General features: G+C 64.6%; 14 protein-coding genes. All 14 read left to right on the top strand.

The features are described from left to right. Nucleotides 1-6 precede the first annotated feature (6 nt). The 14 genes from GUV69_RS03450 (at nucleotide 7) to GUV69_RS03385 (ending at nucleotide 15,909) form a co-directional block, all read left to right on the top strand. The gene (locus GUV69_RS03450; RefSeq protein ID WP_164199747.1) at nucleotides 7-1,068 is read left to right on the top strand and encodes a tRNA (adenine-N1)-methyltransferase; all 1,062 of its coding nucleotides are present in this window, start codon (nucleotides 7-9) and stop codon (nucleotides 1,066-1,068) included. A gap of 83 nt (nucleotides 1,069-1,151) precedes the next feature. Beyond that, complete coding sequence (arc, locus tag GUV69_RS03445) at nucleotides 1,152-2,903, top strand: proteasome ATPase (RefSeq protein WP_164199745.1); 1,752 nt, start codon at nucleotides 1,152-1,154, stop codon at nucleotides 2,901-2,903. Further along, nucleotides 2,900-4,576, top strand: a complete 1,677-nt coding sequence (dop, locus tag GUV69_RS03440; protein ID WP_164199744.1) for a depupylase/deamidase Dop — start codon at nucleotides 2,900-2,902, stop codon at nucleotides 4,574-4,576. Before arc ends, dop begins: the two co-directional genes overlap by 4 nt. Before the next feature lie 85 nt (nucleotides 4,577-4,661). Beyond that, entirely contained in the window at nucleotides 4,662-4,865 is a 204-nt protein-coding gene (locus tag GUV69_RS03435; protein WP_164199741.1) for a ubiquitin-like protein Pup, read from the top strand. Nucleotides 4,866-4,945: 80 nt separating this feature from the next. Then, nucleotides 4,946-5,767: a proteasome subunit beta gene (prcB, locus tag GUV69_RS03430; RefSeq protein WP_164199739.1), complete on the top strand. Its 822-nt coding sequence runs from the start codon at nucleotides 4,946-4,948 to the stop codon at nucleotides 5,765-5,767. Between the two features lies 1 nt (nucleotide 5,768). Further along, nucleotides 5,769-6,488 carry a proteasome subunit alpha gene (gene prcA, locus GUV69_RS03425; RefSeq protein ID WP_164199737.1) on the top strand — a complete coding sequence of 240 codons (720 nt, stop codon included), beginning with the start codon at nucleotides 5,769-5,771 and terminating at the stop codon, nucleotides 6,486-6,488. A gap of 1 nt (nucleotide 6,489) precedes the next feature. Beyond that, on the top strand, nucleotides 6,490-7,854 hold the full coding sequence (gene pafA, locus GUV69_RS03420) for a Pup--protein ligase (RefSeq protein WP_164199735.1): 1,365 nt from the start codon (nucleotides 6,490-6,492) through the stop codon (nucleotides 7,852-7,854). 110 nt (nucleotides 7,855-7,964) lie between these two features. Continuing rightward, nucleotides 7,965-8,876, top strand: a complete 912-nt coding sequence (locus tag GUV69_RS03415; protein ID WP_164199733.1) for an FKBP-type peptidyl-prolyl cis-trans isomerase — start codon at nucleotides 7,965-7,967, stop codon at nucleotides 8,874-8,876. Nucleotides 8,877-8,936: 60 nt separating this feature from the next. Next, entirely contained in the window at nucleotides 8,937-9,332 is a 396-nt protein-coding gene (locus tag GUV69_RS03410) for an FKBP-type peptidyl-prolyl cis-trans isomerase (RefSeq protein ID WP_164199731.1), read from the top strand. Between the two features lie 106 nt (nucleotides 9,333-9,438). Further along, the gene (locus GUV69_RS03405) at nucleotides 9,439-11,424 is read left to right on the top strand and encodes a helix-turn-helix transcriptional regulator (RefSeq protein WP_164199729.1); all 1,986 of its coding nucleotides are present in this window, start codon (nucleotides 9,439-9,441) and stop codon (nucleotides 11,422-11,424) included. 10 nt (nucleotides 11,425-11,434) lie between these two features. Further along, nucleotides 11,435-11,779: a hypothetical protein gene (locus GUV69_RS03400; RefSeq protein WP_164199727.1), complete on the top strand. Its 345-nt coding sequence runs from the start codon at nucleotides 11,435-11,437 to the stop codon at nucleotides 11,777-11,779. A gap of 32 nt (nucleotides 11,780-11,811) precedes the next feature. Beyond that, entirely contained in the window at nucleotides 11,812-12,102 is a 291-nt protein-coding gene (gene tatA / locus GUV69_RS03395; protein WP_164199725.1) for a Sec-independent protein translocase subunit TatA, read from the top strand. A 48-nt stretch (nucleotides 12,103-12,150) separates the two neighbouring features. Further along, a complete protein-coding gene (tatC, locus tag GUV69_RS03390; RefSeq protein WP_164199723.1) occupies nucleotides 12,151-12,945 on the top strand; it encodes a twin-arginine translocase subunit TatC in 795 nt (264 codons plus the stop codon). 24 nt (nucleotides 12,946-12,969) lie between these two features. Continuing rightward, nucleotides 12,970-15,909: a DEAD/DEAH box helicase gene (locus tag GUV69_RS03385; protein WP_164199721.1), complete on the top strand. Its 2,940-nt coding sequence runs from the start codon at nucleotides 12,970-12,972 to the stop codon at nucleotides 15,907-15,909. Nucleotides 15,910-15,962 lie beyond the last annotated feature (53 nt).

Genomic DNA, 15,962 nt, shown 5'->3' with positions numbered 1-15,962 from the left:
AATTTCATGAGCAGCGAATCTGCCGCCGCAACCGCAGCACCATCCACAACCGGGGCCGCCGCCGACGGCGTCCAGCCGGTGGGAGCGGCCCGCCGCCGCGGGCCTTTCCGCGAAGGCGAGCGGGTACAACTGACCGACGAGCGTGGCCGCATGAACACCATCACGCTCGAAAGCGGCGGCGCCTTCCACACCCACCGCGGATTCCTGAATCACGACGAGATCATCGGCAAGGCTGACGGCTCTGTTGTCGTAAACAACGTTGGCCAGCAGTATCAGACGCTGCGTCCGCTGCTTTCGGATTTCGTCCTGTCCATGCCCCGGGGCGCCGCTGTGGTCTACCCGAAGGACGCCGGCCAGATTGTCACCATGGCTGACATTTTCCCCGGTGCCAGGGTGGTGGAGGCCGGCGTGGGCTCCGGTGCCCTGTCCATTTCGCTGCTGCGGGCTGTGGGCGACAACGGCTACCTGCATTCTTTTGAACGCCGCGAAGAATTCGCCGACATCGCCCGGGGCAACGTCGAAACCATTTTCGGCGGCCCGCACCCGGCCTGGAAAATTTCGCTGGGTGACTTCCAGGAGGAGGTAGTCCGCAACGAGGCCCCCGGTTCCGTGGATCGGGTGGTGCTGGACATGCTGGCCCCCTGGGAATGCCTTGATGCGGTAGCCACAGTGCTGGCGCCGGGCGGTGTGTGGATCAATTATGTCGCCACGGTCACGCAGCTTTCCCGGACCGCGGAGGCCATCCGGGCGGACGGCCGCTTCACCGAACCCGATGCCTGGGAGTCCATGGTCCGCGGCTGGCACCTGGAGGGCCTGGCCGTGCGCCCGGACCACCGGATGGTGGCCCACACGGGCTTCCTCCTGGTCACCCGCCGGCTCGCCGACGGCGTTACCGGGATCTCGGTCAAGCGGCGCCCCTCCAAAACGGATTTCAACGAGGAAGACGTCAATGCCTGGACGCCCGGTGCGGTGGGCGAGCGGCTCGTCTCGGACAAAAAACTCCGCCGGGCCGCGCGTGATGCCATCGCCGGAACCAACGTCAAGGACACACCGGAGATCACGAACTAGTCCACATTTCGGGAGTCTCCAGCAGTACCTGCCATCTTGGGGCTAAGGTCTTAAGAAGAAGAGCAGGAAGGGGCTGATGCATCATGGAGACGCCGAATCAGGACTCCGGACGTACACCGGCGGAGCAGGCTGCCGCCAACGAACTGTCGGTCGCGGACCGGCAGGTCAACGTCCTCCGGGACAAACTCAGGCACATAGACCGCCAGCTGGCTGCCGCCACGCAGAACAACGCCAAGCTGGTCAGCATGCTGGAAGCGGCGAAAGCCGAGATCCTGCGCCTGAAAAACGCCCTGGACCAGGAAGGACAGCCCCCGTACAGCTTCGGCACCATCCTGCAGCTGAATCCCCGCCGCATGCCGTCGGCGGGGAACAGCGGGCAGGCCGCCACGGAGGAATCCGCGGACATCTTCAACGCCGGACGGAAGATGCGGGTGGGCATCAGCCCGCTGGTCAACATCAACCAGTTGGCCGTCGGCCAGGAAGTCCTGCTCAACGAGGCACTGCTGATTGTCGCCGGCCTCGGTTACGAGCGTGCCGGCGAGCTGGCAACCCTCAAGGAAATGCTGGGCACGGACCGCGCACTGGTGGTGGGCCGCGCTGATGAGGAACGGGTCATCCGGCTCTCCGGCGCCCTGCTCAGCGAAAAGCTGCGGGTGGGGGACGCCCTGTCCATCGATTCGCGCACAGGGTATGCCCTCGAAAAGGTGCCCCGCTCCGAGGTGGAAAACCTCGTCCTCGAAGAAGTCCCGGATATCACCTATGAAGACATTGGTGGCCTCGGCCCGCAGATCGAGCAGATCCGCGACGCCGTGGAACTGCCGTTCCTGCACCCGGACCTCTACCGCGAACACGGCCTGAAGGCGCCCAAGGGCATTCTCCTGTACGGCCCGCCAGGGTGCGGGAAGACCCTGATCGCCAAGGCTGTGGCCAACTCCCTTGCCGCGCGGGCGGCCGAACGGTCCGGCAATGTCGATCTGAAAAGCTACTTCCTCAACATCAAGGGCCCCGAACTCCTGGACAAGTATGTGGGGGAGACGGAGCGCCATATCCGCCTGATCTTCTCGCGGGCGCGGGAGAAGGCCTCGGACGGCAGCCCCGTCGTGGTTTTCTTTGATGAGATGGATTCGCTCTTCCGCACCCGCGGAACGGGCATATCTTCCGACGTCGAAACCACCATCGTGCCCCAGCTCCTGAGCGAGATCGACGGCGTGGAGCGGCTGGATAACGTCATTGTTATCGGTGCCTCCAACCGTGAGGACATGATCGACCCCGCCATTCTCCGTCCCGGCCGGCTGGACGTGAAGGTCAAGATCCAGCGCCCCGATGCCGAGGCCGCGGCTGATATTTTCAACAAGTACATCACTACTGACCTGCCCTTCCACGAGTCGGATCTCGCAGAGCACAGCGGTGATGTCCAGGCCACGGTGGACGCCATGGTCCAGCGGACTGTCGAAGCCATGTACTCCACGGAAAAGTCCAACGAGTACCTGGAGGTCACCTACGCCAACGGTGATACCGAGATGCTCTACTTCAAGGACTTCAACTCCGGCGCCGTGGTCCAGAATGTTGTGGACCGGGCCAAGAAGTACGCCATCAAAGACCTCCTGACCCTGCATCAAAAGGGCCTCCGTATCGAGCATCTGCTGCGGGCAGTGGTGGACGAATTCCGTGAACACGAGGATATGCCGAACACCACCAACCCGGACGACTGGGCGCGGATCTCGGGCAAGAAGGGGGAGCGGATCACCTATATCCGCACCATCGTCCAGGGCAAAGCGGGACAGGAGCCAGGCAAGTCCATCGAAACGATGCCCAGCACGGGACAGTACCTATGACAGCAGTGCCCGAACGCCCCTCCACGGGGGAGTCGCTGCCGGTCGGCGGGGCCATGCGGGTGATGGGGGCAGAGACCGAGTACGGCATCCACGCCCCGTCCGCCCCGGGGGCCAACGCCACGATGATGTCCGCTCGTGTTGTCCAGGCGTATGCCCAGGTGACGCGGCAGCGGGCTGCCGGTGGTGCTGAGACGCGCTGGGACTACACCGATGAGGAACCTCTGCACGATGCCCGCGGCTGGACCCTCGAGCGCGCTTCAGCGCACCCGAGCCAGCTGACGGACCAGCCTCCGGTACTCGACGCGGAGGCAGTGGCCCTGGCCTACGGCCGCGAGGAGCTCGAGCTGGACGGTGAGGACGAGGCCGGCAGCCTGCTGATGAACATGGTGCTTGGAAACGGCGCCCGCCTTTACGTCGACCACGCCCACCCGGAGTACTCCAGCGCCGAGGTAACCAATCCCCGCGATGCGGTGATCTGGGACGCCGCCGGGGACCTCGTGGCGCTGGCAGCCGTGCGGCGCCTGGCAGCAGATCCCGAGCTGCCCCCGGTCAATCTCTATAAAAACAACACGGACAACAAGTCCGTCTCCTACGGTTCGCACGAGAACTACCTCATGCCGCGGTCCGTGCCGTTCGGGGACATCGTTCGGGGACTGACGCCGTTCTTCATCACCCGCCAGATCATCTGCGGGGCGGGGCGCGTCGGGCTGGGACAGGACAGTTCCACCCCCGGATACCAGATCAGCCAGCGGGCTGACTTCTTCGAAGCCGAAGTCGGCTTGGAAACCACTATTCGCCGGCCCATTATCAATACCCGTGATGAACCCCACGCCACGGCCGACAAATATCGCCGCCTGCATGTCATCATCGGCGACGCCAACCTCAGCCAGTCCTCGAACTACCTCAAATTCGGCACAACGGCGTTGGTCCTGAGCCTCATCGAGGCGGGCCTGGCTCCGAAGGTCGAAGTCCACGAACCTGTGTCCGCCTTGCAGGCGGTCAGCCACGACACCTCGCTGACGGCAAAGCTCAGGCTGCTGGACGGCCGTCGGGTAACGGCCCTGGACTTGCAGTGGATCTACCACGAGGCAGCCGCCAAACTGGCGCAGGACACCGGTGTAGCCGACGCTGTGGACGGGGACGGCCACACCCACGAGGTACTGGAGCGCTGGGCCACCACCCTGACTCAGCTCGATTCAGACAGGGGCGCTGCAGCCACATCCGTCGAATGGCTCGCGAAACTCTCGCTTCTGGAGGGCTACCGCGACCGGGACAACCTGGCCTGGAATGACGCGAGGCTTGGCCTCGTGGACCTCCAGTGGGCCGACATCAGGCCGGAGAAGGGTCTTTACTACCGCTTCCTGGCCAGGAACCGCATGCAGCGGCTTGTAGAGGACTCGGCGATCGCCGCAGCGGTGACCGAACCGCCGTCGGACACGCGTGCTTTCTTCCGCGGACACTGCATCAGCCGCTTCGGCAAAGATGTGGTGGGGGCCAGCTGGGACTCCGTCATCTTCGATGTCCCGGGCTACGGCCGGTTGCAGCGCGTGCCAACACGGGAGCCACTGCGAGGCACCAAAGCCCTCACGGGAGGGCTCTTTGCCCGCCACCGCACGGCCGGACCGTTCCTCGCTGAACTCCTCGGGCATAACACCCCTCCGCCTCCGGCGTAAACCGCGCCGGCAGGCGTTCAGCGTGGCAATATGGGCGTATCAGCAGATCCGCCCGGATCCGATGATTCCCGAAGGAGAGATCACAATGGCAGGCCAGGAACAGCAGCAGCCACAATCGCGCGATACCGAGGTCGAGGAAGACATCCCCGCGACGCCCCCGGCGGCCCCCGAAGCCCAGGCCTCGGACGCTACCCAAGGCGTTGATGACCTCCTGGACGAAATTGACGGCGTCCTTGAGTCCAACGCGGAGGAGTTCGTCCGCGCCTTCGTTCAAAAAGGCGGCCAGTAACCCGGACCCGGATGGTGGCGGACGCCGCGCCGGCCGGAAGCTGTACCGACGTAGAAGGACCACGTTCAAGGAGTTCATCAGTGCAGGAATCAACCGCCAACCAGGTAGCCGGCAACGCGACGTCGTCATTTACCGAGCATCTGCAGCGGGACCGCCCGGACCTGCTTCCGTACAACCGCGCACTCCCGGCGGCCGCAGCCGGCGCCACTCCGCTCCAAGTGCCGCATGCCACCACCATCGTGGCGATGAGTTACGGCGGAGGGGTGCTGATGGCCGGTGACCGGCGGGCAACCATGGGCAACATGATTGCCAGCCGGCACATCGAGAAGGTCTTCCCGGCAGACAGGTACTCGGTCCTCGGGATCGCCGGCACCGCCGGGATCGCGATCGACCTGACGCGGCTCTTCCAGGTTGAGCTGGAACACTACGAAAAAATCGAGGGAACGCTCCTAAGCCTCGACGGCAAGGCCAACCGCCTCGGTGCCATGATCCGCGGCAACCTGCCCATGGCCCTGCAGGGACTGGCGGTGGTTCCGCTCTTCGCCGGGTTCGACACCACCGCGGGAGTGGGACGGCTGTTCTCCTATGACGTCACGGGCGGCCGGTATGAGGAACGCGAGCACCACACTGTTGGCTCGGGTTCGGTTTTCGCCCGCGGAGCGCTGAAAAAACTCTGGCGCCCCAACCTGACAGAAGCCGAGGCGGTGTCCGTTGCCGTGGAGTCCCTCTACGACGCGGCCGACGACGACTCCGCCACGGGCGGCCCGGATCCGGTCCGCCAGTTGTGGCCCGTGGTGTACACCGTGAACAGGGCCGGTGCCCGGCGCGTCCCCGAAACCGAGCTGGCGGCCGTGTCCGGCCGCATCATCGACGCCCGCTCCGCCGAACGACGGGAGGCCTGAGATGACACAGCAGTTTTATGTCTCGCCTGAACAGCTGATGAAGGACCGTGCGGACTTCGCACGGAAGGGCATCGCCCGCGGCAGGTCAGTGGTGGTAATCAGTTGCCAGGACGGGATCGCCCTCGTGGCGGAAAATCCGTCACCGTCACTGCACAAAATCGGCGAAATCTACGACAAGATCGCCTTCGCCGCAGTAGGAAAATACAACGAATTCGAAAGCCTCCGCCAGGCCGGGGTCCGGTACGCGGATGTCCGGGGCTACTCGTACGACCGTGAAGACGTCACCGCCCGCGGTCTCGCCAGCGTCTACGCGCAAAGCCTCGGTGCCGTCTTCACCGCCGAGCAGAAACCATTCGAAGTGGAACTTGCCGTGGCCGAGGTGGGTCCTCAGCCGGAACAGGACCACCTGTACCGGCTGACATTCGACGGGTCCATTGCCGACGAACACGGCTTCATTGTGATGGGTGGCCAGGCGGAGCGCGTCTCGTCCGTCATCGCCGAAGGCTGGCGCTCATCCCTGCGGTTCGCCGGGGCTGTCCGGCTGGCCATCAGCAGCCTGGCGGGCGGCACGGAGCAGAGCGAAGCGGACGCAACCCCGCCGGCCAAGGCCGTAGAGGTTGCCGTCCTGGACAGGCAGTCGGAGACCGCGAGGGGTTTCCGCCGGGCCTTCCGGCGACTTAACGACGCCGATATCACGGCGCTGCTTGCGGAGGAGGACTGAGATGGACAAGAGAATCTTCGGTATTGAGACCGAGTTCGGTATCTCGTACTCGAGCCCCGATTCACGGCCCCTGGCACCTGAGGAAGTGGCACGGTACCTGTTCCGCAAAGTTGTCAGCTGGGGCCGGTCCTCCAACGTGTTCCTGACCAACGGATCACGGCTGTATCTCGATGTCGGCTCGCACCCCGAGTACGCCACCGCAGAATGTGACGACCTCGCCCAGCTGGTTGCCCATGACCGCGCCGGCGAGCTGATCCTTGACGACCTCGTGGATGAGGCGCAGGCGCGGCTCGCCGCAGAGGGGTTCAACGGGACCGTCTACCTGTTCAAGAACAACACCGATTCCGCCGGGAACTCCTACGGAAGCCACGAAAACTACCTGATCCCGCGGCGCGGTGAATTCTCCCGGCTCGCGGAGATCCTTATCCCGTTCCTGGTCACGCGGCAGCTGATTGCCGGTGCCGGCAAGATCCTGAAGACACCGCACGGGGCCACCTATGCATTTTCGCAACGGGCCGACCACATCTGGGAGGGTGTCTCCTCAGCCACCACACGGTCCCGTCCCATCATCAACACCAGGGACGAACCGCACGCCGACGCCGAGTTCTTCCGCCGGCTTCACGTGATTGTGGGCGATTCCAACATGTCCGAAACCACGGCCCTGCTCAAAGTGGGAACTGTGGACCTCATTCTGCGCATGATCGAGGCAGGGGTAATCATGCGTGACATGCGGATGGAAAACCCCATCCGCAGCATCCGCGAGATCTCCCACGACCTCAGCGGGCGGGCGCTTGTCCGGCTCGCCAACGGCCGCCAGCTCACCGCGCTGGAGATCCAGCAGGAATACCTGACCAAGGTCACCGCCTTTGTGCAGGAACATGGGGCGCACAACCCCCACGTTCCGCTCATTCTCGATCTTTGGGAACGGACGCTGAAAGCCATCGAAAGCGGCAACACCAGCACTATCGATACCGAAATCGACTGGGCCATCAAAAAGAAGCTGATGGATAACTACCGGGAGCGGCACAGCCTGGGCATGGATGCACCCCGGATCGCCCAGCTCGACCTCACGTACCACGACATCTCCCGGACGCGCGGCCTGTATTACCTGCTGCAGTCCAGGGGAGCTGTACGGCGCGTTGTGGATGACACCGTCATCAAGGACGCTGTGGACGCGCCGCCGCAGACCACCCGGGCGAAACTCCGGGGGGACTTCGTCCGGCGGGCGCAGGAACTTGGCCGGGACTACACCGTGGACTGGGTGCACCTGAAGCTCAATGACCGTGCCCACCAGACCATCCTGTGCAAGGATCCGTTCCGCAGCGTCGATGACCGGGTGGATGCCCTCCTGGGCTCTATGGGCTGACGTTCAGGTTCAGCGGCTATCCTTGACAGGGCCATTATGTGGTCCTGAAGCGGTGCCGGGCACCTGTGTCCTGCACCGCGTCCACCCTGCCCCGACGAAAGTTCTCTTACGTGCGCCGACTCCTAGCAATCCTTCTCCCCGGTCTGCTGCTGCTGACCGCTTGCGGCGGTACGCCCGCGGCACCGGAACCCACCAGCCAGTCGGCCGGTGACACTGCAAAGTTCGACTCCCTGAAACTGACGGACAACGGGGACAAAAAAGCCCCGGGTGTTGAGTTCACCAAGCCGCTTGAAGTGACCGAGCCCACGATCAAGGTGGTCACCGAGGGCAACGGCGACCGCGTCAAAGCAAACCAGGTCGCCAACTTCTCATACCTGGCCGTAAACGGAACTGACGGATCCACGCTGGAAGACACCTTCCCCACCGATCCGGAGGCCCTCGAGCTCAGCGATGACCTCAAGACCGGAAATCCCATCGTCTACAACGCGTTTGTCGGCGCCAAAATTGGTTCCACCCTGGCACTCGCTGCACCCGGCCAGTCGGGCGCGGAGGGCGCTGCCGCCCAGCCCACACAGCTTCTGCTGATCAAACTGGTCTCCGCGACAGACGTCACGCCCCCGCTCGAGAAGCCTGAAGGCGAGACCGTCACCCCGCCGGCCGGACTGCCGACGGTCACGGAAAATGACCAGGGCGTCCCGGAAATCTCCCTCGAGGGCGCTGCCGCACCCACCGCCCTCGTGGCACAGGACCTCATCAAGGGCAACGGCCCCGAGGTGAAGGCCACGGACACCGTGGTGGTCAACTACGTCCTGTACTCCTTCAACGAGAAGAAGCAGCTGGAATCAAGCTTCACCAGCCAGCCGCTGACCAGCCCGCTGAGCGGCCTCATCCAGGGCTGGCAGGAAGGCCTGGCCGGGAAGACGGTCGGCTCCAGGGTTCTCCTGTCCATCCCGGCAGACAAGGCCTACGGCGCCGAAAAGGGCGACCTGGTGTTCGTCGTTGATATCCTCGGTGTCAGGTAAGTAATCCACGCCTGGGCATCCATGCCACGTAATCCACACCAACCAACGTCAGGAGCAACCATGTCATTTGGTCAGCGCGATTTTGACCGCGAAAAGCCCGAGATTGACTTCCCGCAGGGCGACGTCCCCACCGAACTGGTCATCACCGACCTCATCGAGGGTGACGGCGCCGAGGCTAAGAAGGGCGACACCGTGTCGACCCACTACGTCGGCGTGGCCTGGTCCACCGGCGAAGAATTCGACGCTTCCTGGGGACGGGGCGCGCCGCTGGACTTCCGCGTCGGCGTCGGCCAGGTCATCCAGGGGTGGGACCAGGGCCTGCTGGGCATGAAGGTGGGCGGCCGCCGTCGCCTCGAAATTCCCTCGGAGCTGGCCTACGGCTCCCGCGGCGCCGGTGGAGCGATCGGCCCCAACGAGGCCCTGATCTTTGTTGTGGACCTCGTCGGCGTCCGCTGACCCCCGGACCCCTAACGCCGAAGAGGCGCGGCAACAACAGGAGCTGTTTTCCCGTTGTTGCCGCGCTCTTCTGCTTTCCGCCGATGAGTTTAGTAACGTAGGCGGCGTGCCCGTATCCCGTACTGAACGCCTGCTGAACCTCCTGATAGCTCTCCTGAACACCAAATACGGCCTGCGCCGGTCCGAGCTGCGGGTGAAGGTCTACCACGACACGTCCGGCAACGACGTCGCATTCGGCCGAATGTTCGAGCGGGACAAAAACGATCTCCGCCAGTTCGGTTTCGACGTGGAAACTGTGACTGACCATGGCTGGAGTGAAGATGACCCCGCCACCACCCGCTACCGCATCGGCAAGGAATCCAACCGCCTCCCCGATGTCCAGCTCAGCCCGGGGGAGTGGACAGTGCTCCTCCTCGCGTCCCAGCTGTGGGAACGCGCCGCGCTGGGAACCGCTGCCGCCAACGCCCTTCGCAAGCTCCAGGCATCGGGGACCCTGTCCGACGTCGAACTTCCCGAGGGAGTGCAACCGCGGATCCGGCCGGCCGGCCAGGCGTTCGACGATGTGGTGGCCGCCATGCACGCCCAGCATCCGGTCAGCTTTCCGTACCTGGCCGGAACCACCGGCAGGGAAGAGCAGCGAACGGTGGAACCGTGGGGCCTCGGAAGCCGGTTCGGCCAGTGGTACCTGACAGGCTACGACCGGACGCGCAACGCACCCCGGCACTTCCGGCTGTCCCGGTTTACCGGTCCCGTCACTGTTCTGGAGAAGGAAACCTACACACCGCCGGCCGGTTTCAACATCCGTGCAGAACTGGACCGGCTCCCCGAGCTTCCGCTGCGCACCGCCGTCGTGGACGTCCGGAAGGACCGCCTGCTGGGCCTGCGCCGCCGCGCCGTTCCCGTACCCGCCGGAAGCGCGGAAACGCCCGACGGCGGTGACGATCGGCTGCAGGTGGAATTCCGTGACACCGGGGTGCTGGCCGAAGAGCTTGCCTCCTACGGTCCCGACGCCGTGGCCCGGGAGCCCGAAGAGCTGGTGGCGGCCGTGCAGCACCGGCTGCGCGCGGCGGCAGCGTTTTGCGCGGCTCCGGTCCCTGACTACCGGTTTGACGAGCCCCACCGGGGCCGGACTGTCCGCAAACGCACCTCGGAGGACCAGCTCAAGCGCATGCTGCAGCTGGTGCCGTTCCTCGTCCACAACCAGGGCCTGCACATCCACGACGTCGCCGCACGGTTCGGGATCACGCCGGCCGAGCTGGAGGACGACCTGCGGATCCTGATCTGTTCCGGGCTGCCCGGGGGATACCCGGACGACCTCCTGGACATCCATTGGGAGGAAGGGCATGTCTACATCACCCAGGACCTGGACCTCACCCGGCCCGTCCGGTTCACCGTCGATGAGGCCTGTGCGCTCCTGACCGGCCTGGAGACGCTGAACGGCCTGCCTGAGCTGGCCGAGGGCGGCGCCCTGGAATCCGTGACCCTCAAACTAATGGCGGCGGCCGGCCAAGAAGGGCTGCGGGCAGCATCACTGGCCGGCCCTGAGGTGGGGCCCGCTGATTCGGCCGTCCTGGACGTTGTCCGCCAGGCCATCCGGGACCACTTGCAGCTGCGGCTGGTCTACTTTTCCGCCCAGCGGGACCAGGTCTCCAACCGTGACGTTGACCCCCTGCGCCTCTACTCGATGGACAACACCTGGTACTTCGAGGCGTACTGCCATTCCGCCCGGGGACTACGGAACTTCCGGCTGGACCGGGTCCAGGAAATCCAGCCGAACGGAAACCCTGCAGCCACGCAGATACGGCCGGAGGAAGGGTTCCCGGCCAAACTGTTCACGCCGAACGACGACGACACCGTGGTCCTGGTCCAGCTCACCAGGCAGGGCAGGGGACTGGCTGACGACTACTACGCCGAGCGTGTGGCACCGCTGCCGGACGGCGGTCTCGTGGCCGAAATCCGGTTTGGCAGCACAACCTGGCTTCCAATGTTCGTGGCACAGCATGGCGGAGCAGCACGGATCCTGGAACCGGCAGAGCTTGCGGCCGCGGCGCGGAGTTGGGTCGAGGCAGCCGTGGCCCGTTACGGCGGCTAGACTCGTCAGCATGCCTTGGTGGTCCTGGATCCTGATCTGGATAGCGCTCGTTGCGTTGTCCCTGCTCTTTTATGTCCTGCTGGGCATCCGCCTGTACCGCCAGGCCATGGCTGCGCTGAAGGACCTTGGTGCCGCCAGTGCGAAACTTGGCCACCTCTCCCCGGCGGTAGCGGGCGGGACACAGGCTCCCGCAGGTGGCCGGCCAGGTGACGCCGTTTTTGCCTCACCAGCGCAGATGCGACATGATTACGACGCATCCAAGTCCTCCCGCCAGGAAGACCGCCGCCAGAGGCGGGTACAGCGCAAGCACGACCGGGGCCAGCCCCAGTCACTTAGCGATCTGGATCTCAGTTAGACGTAGGATGTTGTAAGAGGAAAGGAATTCCCGTGGGAAGACTCTTTGATGGCCCGTGGCCAATTGTCATTATCATCGTCGTTGCGCTGCTTCTTTTCGCTGCGCCCAAACTCCCTGCCATGGCCCGCAGCCTCGGCCAGTCCATGCGGATCATCAAATCCGAGGTCAAGGAGATGAAGAACGACGGCAAGACTGAATCCACCGACGACGCCTCCGGTCCGGTGGAAGGCAAGATCGTCAACCACCCGCAGGCAAAGCCCGCACCTACCCAGCACGGTGAGCCGACTGACGGCACCGACGTTCCGCCGTCGAACCGCGCATAACGGACAGTGGCACTGACGCGGGGCCGCAAGTCCAACCCTGAGGGGCGGATGGCTCTTTGGGACCATCTCAAGGAGCTAAAGAACCGGCTGATCAAATCGGCAATCGCTGTGCTGCTCGCGGCTGTGGGCGGCTGGTTCCTTTACGACCCCGTCGTGTCCAGCCTGTCGGCTCCCCTTATTTCGATTGCCCAGGAAACCGGCCGAACGGCCGTCCTGAACTTTGCCACCATCGCGGATCCGTTTGCCTTCAAGATCCAAATCGCCATCCAGATCGGGCTGGTGATTTCGAGCCCGGTGTGGATCTACCAGGTGTGGGCCTTCATCACCCCGGGCCTGACCAAAAAGGAGCGCGGGTACACGCTCGGCTTTATGGCCGCCGCCGTTCCCCTCTTCCTCGCGGGCGTCTATGTTGCCTGGCTGGTTTTCCCCACGGTGGTCCGGGCCCTGCTTCAGTTCACGCCCCAGACCGGTGCCAACAACATCTCGGCCACTGACTACCTGACGTTTGCCACCCAGATGCTGCTGATCCTGGGTATCTCCTTCCTGGTTCCGGTGATTTTGGTTGGGATCAACCTGGCGGGGGTTGTGCGCGGACGGACCATCCTCAAGGCGTGGCGGATCATCGTGTTCCTGGTCTTCGTCCTGGCCGCACTGGCCGCACCCGGAACGGACGCGTTGTCCATGTTCCTTCTGGCAGCACCCCTGCTGGTCCTGTTTTTCGCCGCAATTGCGTTGTGTATTTTCAACGACAAGCGCAAAGACAAGCGGGAAGCGAAACGTGCCGCCGAGACGGACGCAACAGCGGATATTGCTACCCCGGGCACTGAACTGAAGAACCTGTAGGGCGCGGCGCACTAGGCTTGAAGCATGTCCTCTATCTCCGGGCCGCTCTCGCCCTCCGAAAGTTACCGGGCCAGCGCGGAACGCACAGCCGAGGCGCGATCCCACTTTGGTGGTTTTGTCCGCACCCTCGATTTTGAACTTGACGAATTCCAGCGCCTCGCCTGCCTTTCCCTGCAGGAAGGCAGGGGGGTGCTGGTGGCAGCCCCTACCGGCGCCGGCAAAACCATCGTTGGTGAATTTGCCATCTATCTGGCGCTGGAGCGCCGCCTCAAGGCGTTCTACACCACGCCCATCAAAGCCCTGAGCAACCAGAAATTCACCGAACTCGCCGAAAAATACGGGTCGGAAAACGTCGGGCTCCTGACCGGTGACACCAGCATCAATGGTGACGCCCCGGTGGTGGTCATGACCACCGAGGTCCTCCGGAACATGCTCTATGCCGACTCCGCCACCCTGGGGGACCTTGGCTTTGTGGTCATGGACGAGGTCCACTACCTCGCCGACCGCTTCCGCGGTGCCGTGTGGGAGGAAGTGATCATCCACCTTCCCAGTGAAGTCCAGGTGGTGTCGCTGAGCGCCACTGTCTCCAATGCAGAGGAGTTCGGCGCGTGGCTGGACACCGTGCGCGGCGATACTGACATCATCGTTTCCGAGCACCGGCCGGTGCCCCTGTGGCAGCACGTGATGGTGGGGCGGCAAATTGTGGACCTGTTCGCGGGTGAAACCACTTTCGACGAAATCGCGCCGCCGGCCGATGCCGGGACCGGCGCCCCCCTGCCGGCGGACGATGGGCGCCGCGCGCTGGATGCCGTCACCCCCGACGGCCGGGAAGGCCGCGACGACGGGCAAAGCCGGGGGTTCGAAGTCAACCCTGACCTGCTGGCGATGGCACGCAACGAGAGCCAGGAAAGCTTCCGCGGACGGTTCGGGCACGGCGGGCGGAGCCAGCGCCGGCAGCACAAGCAACGGCAGGATGCCCGTCCGGCACACGGAGCCCAGCCGGGCGCGGCACGGAGGGCCAGCCGGCCCCAGGTGATCGCCAGCCTGGACCGGCAGGACCTGCTGCCTGCCATCACGTTCATCTTCTCCCGTGCGGGCTGCGACGCCGCCGTGGCCCAGTGCGTCTCCTCCGGGCTTTGGCTGACCACGGAGAAAGAGCAGCGCATCATCGCCCGGCGTGTTGACGAAGCGGGGCAGGACATCCCTTCCGAGGACCTGGACATCCTGGGCTTCTGGACCTGGCGGGACGGCCTGCTGCGGGGTTTTGCCGCGCATCACGCCGGCATGCTGCCTACCTTCAAGGAAGTGGTGGAGAAACTCTTCGTTGAGGGGCTGGTGAAGGCTGTATTCGCCACCGAAACACTTGCCCTGGGCGTGAACATGCCTGCCCGCTCAGTGGTCCTGGAGAAGCTGGACAAGTTCAATGGCGAAGCACATGTGGACATCACCGCGGGGGAGTACACCCAGCTGACCGGCCGGGCCGGCCGCCGCGGCATCGACGTCGAGGGCCATGCGGTGGTGCTCTGGCAGCCGGGAACAGATCCGACCGCCGTTGCCGGGCTCGCCTCCCGCCGGACATATCCCTTGAATTCAAGCTTCCGCCCCACCTACAACATGAGCATCAACCTGCTGGCACAGTTTGGCCGTGCCCGCGCGAGGGAAATCCTCGAGTCCTCGTTCGCCCAGTTCCAAGCCGACAGGTCGGTTGTCGGACTCGCCAAGCAGGTGCGCAGCCGCGAGGAATCCCTCGCCGGCTATGCCAAGTCCATGACCTGCCATCTGGGCGACTTCACCGAGTACGCCCGGTTACGCCGTGAGCTGTCGGACGCCGAAAATATCACGTCGCGGACCAAGTCCCGGGCGCGGAAGTCCCTGAACGAAGATTCCCTTGCCCGGCTGATGCCCGGAGACGTCGTTGACGTTCCGGGCGGCCGGGCTCCGGGGCTGGCCGTGGTGCTGAGTTCGGACCACAGCGGCCGGGAGCCGCGCCCGGCCGTCCTCACGCTGGATAACCAGCTCCGCCGGATCGGCACCGAGGACCTGGAAGGCCCCATTGCGCCTGTCACGCGGATCCGGATTCCGAAATCGTTCAATGCCAAGGTTCCCAAGTCGCGGCGCGACCTTGCCTCGTCGGTGCGGAACGCCTTGCGGGAGAACCGGCCGCCTGCGCCCGGCCGCTCCACGGACTTTGGCTTGGGAAAGGCCATGCCCAATCAGGAAAAGCGGATCACGGAGCTTCGAAAGGCACTGCGTGCCCATCCCTGCCACGGCTGCAGCGAGCGTGAAGACCACGCCCGCTGGTCGGAGCGCTGGTGGAAGCTGCGCCGCGAAACGGACGCACTGGTCCGTCAGATCCAGGGCCGGACCAACACCATCGCCAAAACCTTTGACCGCGTGTGTGACGTCCTGTCCTCCTACGGCTACCTCGAAACCGGAGCCGACGGCCGCCTGACCATTAATGCCGACGGCCAGCGTCTCCGCCGGATCTACGGCGAGAAGGACCTGCTGATTTCGCAGTCACTGCGGCTGGGGGCCTTCGGTGACCTTGATGCCGTCGAAGTTGCGGCCCTGGCCAGTGTCCTGGTCTACCAGGCCAAGCGCGAGGACAGGGGCCTCCGCCCACGGATGCCGAGCATCTCGCTGGAATCCGCCGTGGACCTGGTGGTCCGTGAATGGTCAGCGCTGGAGGACATCGAAGAGCAGAACAAGCTGCCGCTGACGGGGGAACCCGAGCTGGGACTCGTCTGGCCGATGTACAAGTGGGCAAAGGGGCGGCACCTCCAGGACGTCCTGAGCGGCACGGACCTGGCTGCGGGAGACTTTGTCCGCTGGGTCAAGCAGGTCATCGACCTCCTGGACCAGCTGGCCAAGATTCCCGGCCTCGAACCACGCCTGGCACGCCTTTGCTCCGAAGCCATTTCGCTGATCCGCCGCGGCGTTGTCGCCTACTCTTCGGTCCTTTGACCCAGCAGTCCTTGATGTACCGCAGCACGCGCTGCCTACCCCTACCCCAGGAG

This window comes from [Micrococcus luteus] ATCC 49442, assembly GCF_010367585.1.
In the GTDB taxonomy this organism is placed as follows: domain Bacteria; phylum Actinomycetota; class Actinomycetes; order Actinomycetales; family Micrococcaceae; genus Arthrobacter; species Arthrobacter luteus_A.
Note: the sequence above shows the minus strand (reverse complement) of the source record. Positions and strands in the feature narration are given on the sequence as shown.

What these genes read in the sequence shown, in the direction of transcription:
- GUV69_RS03400 (WP_164199727.1), top strand. Translation starts at nt 11,435, where the DNA reads ATGCCTTGGTGGTCCTGGATCCTGATCTGGATAGCGCTCGTTGCGTTG.
- pafA (WP_164199735.1), top strand. Translation starts at nt 6,490, where the DNA reads ATGGACAAGAGAATCTTCGGTATTGAGACCGAGTTCGGTATCTCGTAC.
- GUV69_RS03435 (WP_164199741.1), top strand. Translation starts at nt 4,662, where the DNA reads ATGGCAGGCCAGGAACAGCAGCAGCCACAATCGCGCGATACCGAGGTC.
- tatC (WP_164199723.1), top strand. Translation starts at nt 12,151, where the DNA reads ATGGCTCTTTGGGACCATCTCAAGGAGCTAAAGAACCGGCTGATCAAA.
- GUV69_RS03385 (WP_164199721.1), top strand. Translation starts at nt 12,970, where the DNA reads ATGTCCTCTATCTCCGGGCCGCTCTCGCCCTCCGAAAGTTACCGGGCC.
- GUV69_RS03410 (WP_164199731.1), top strand. Translation starts at nt 8,937, where the DNA reads ATGTCATTTGGTCAGCGCGATTTTGACCGCGAAAAGCCCGAGATTGAC.
- dop (WP_164199744.1), top strand. Translation starts at nt 2,900, where the DNA reads ATGACAGCAGTGCCCGAACGCCCCTCCACGGGGGAGTCGCTGCCGGTC.
- prcA (WP_164199737.1), top strand. Translation starts at nt 5,769, where the DNA reads ATGACACAGCAGTTTTATGTCTCGCCTGAACAGCTGATGAAGGACCGT.
- GUV69_RS03450 (WP_164199747.1), top strand. Translation starts at nt 7, where the DNA reads ATGAGCAGCGAATCTGCCGCCGCAACCGCAGCACCATCCACAACCGGG.
- arc (WP_164199745.1), top strand. Translation starts at nt 1,152, where the DNA reads ATGGAGACGCCGAATCAGGACTCCGGACGTACACCGGCGGAGCAGGCT.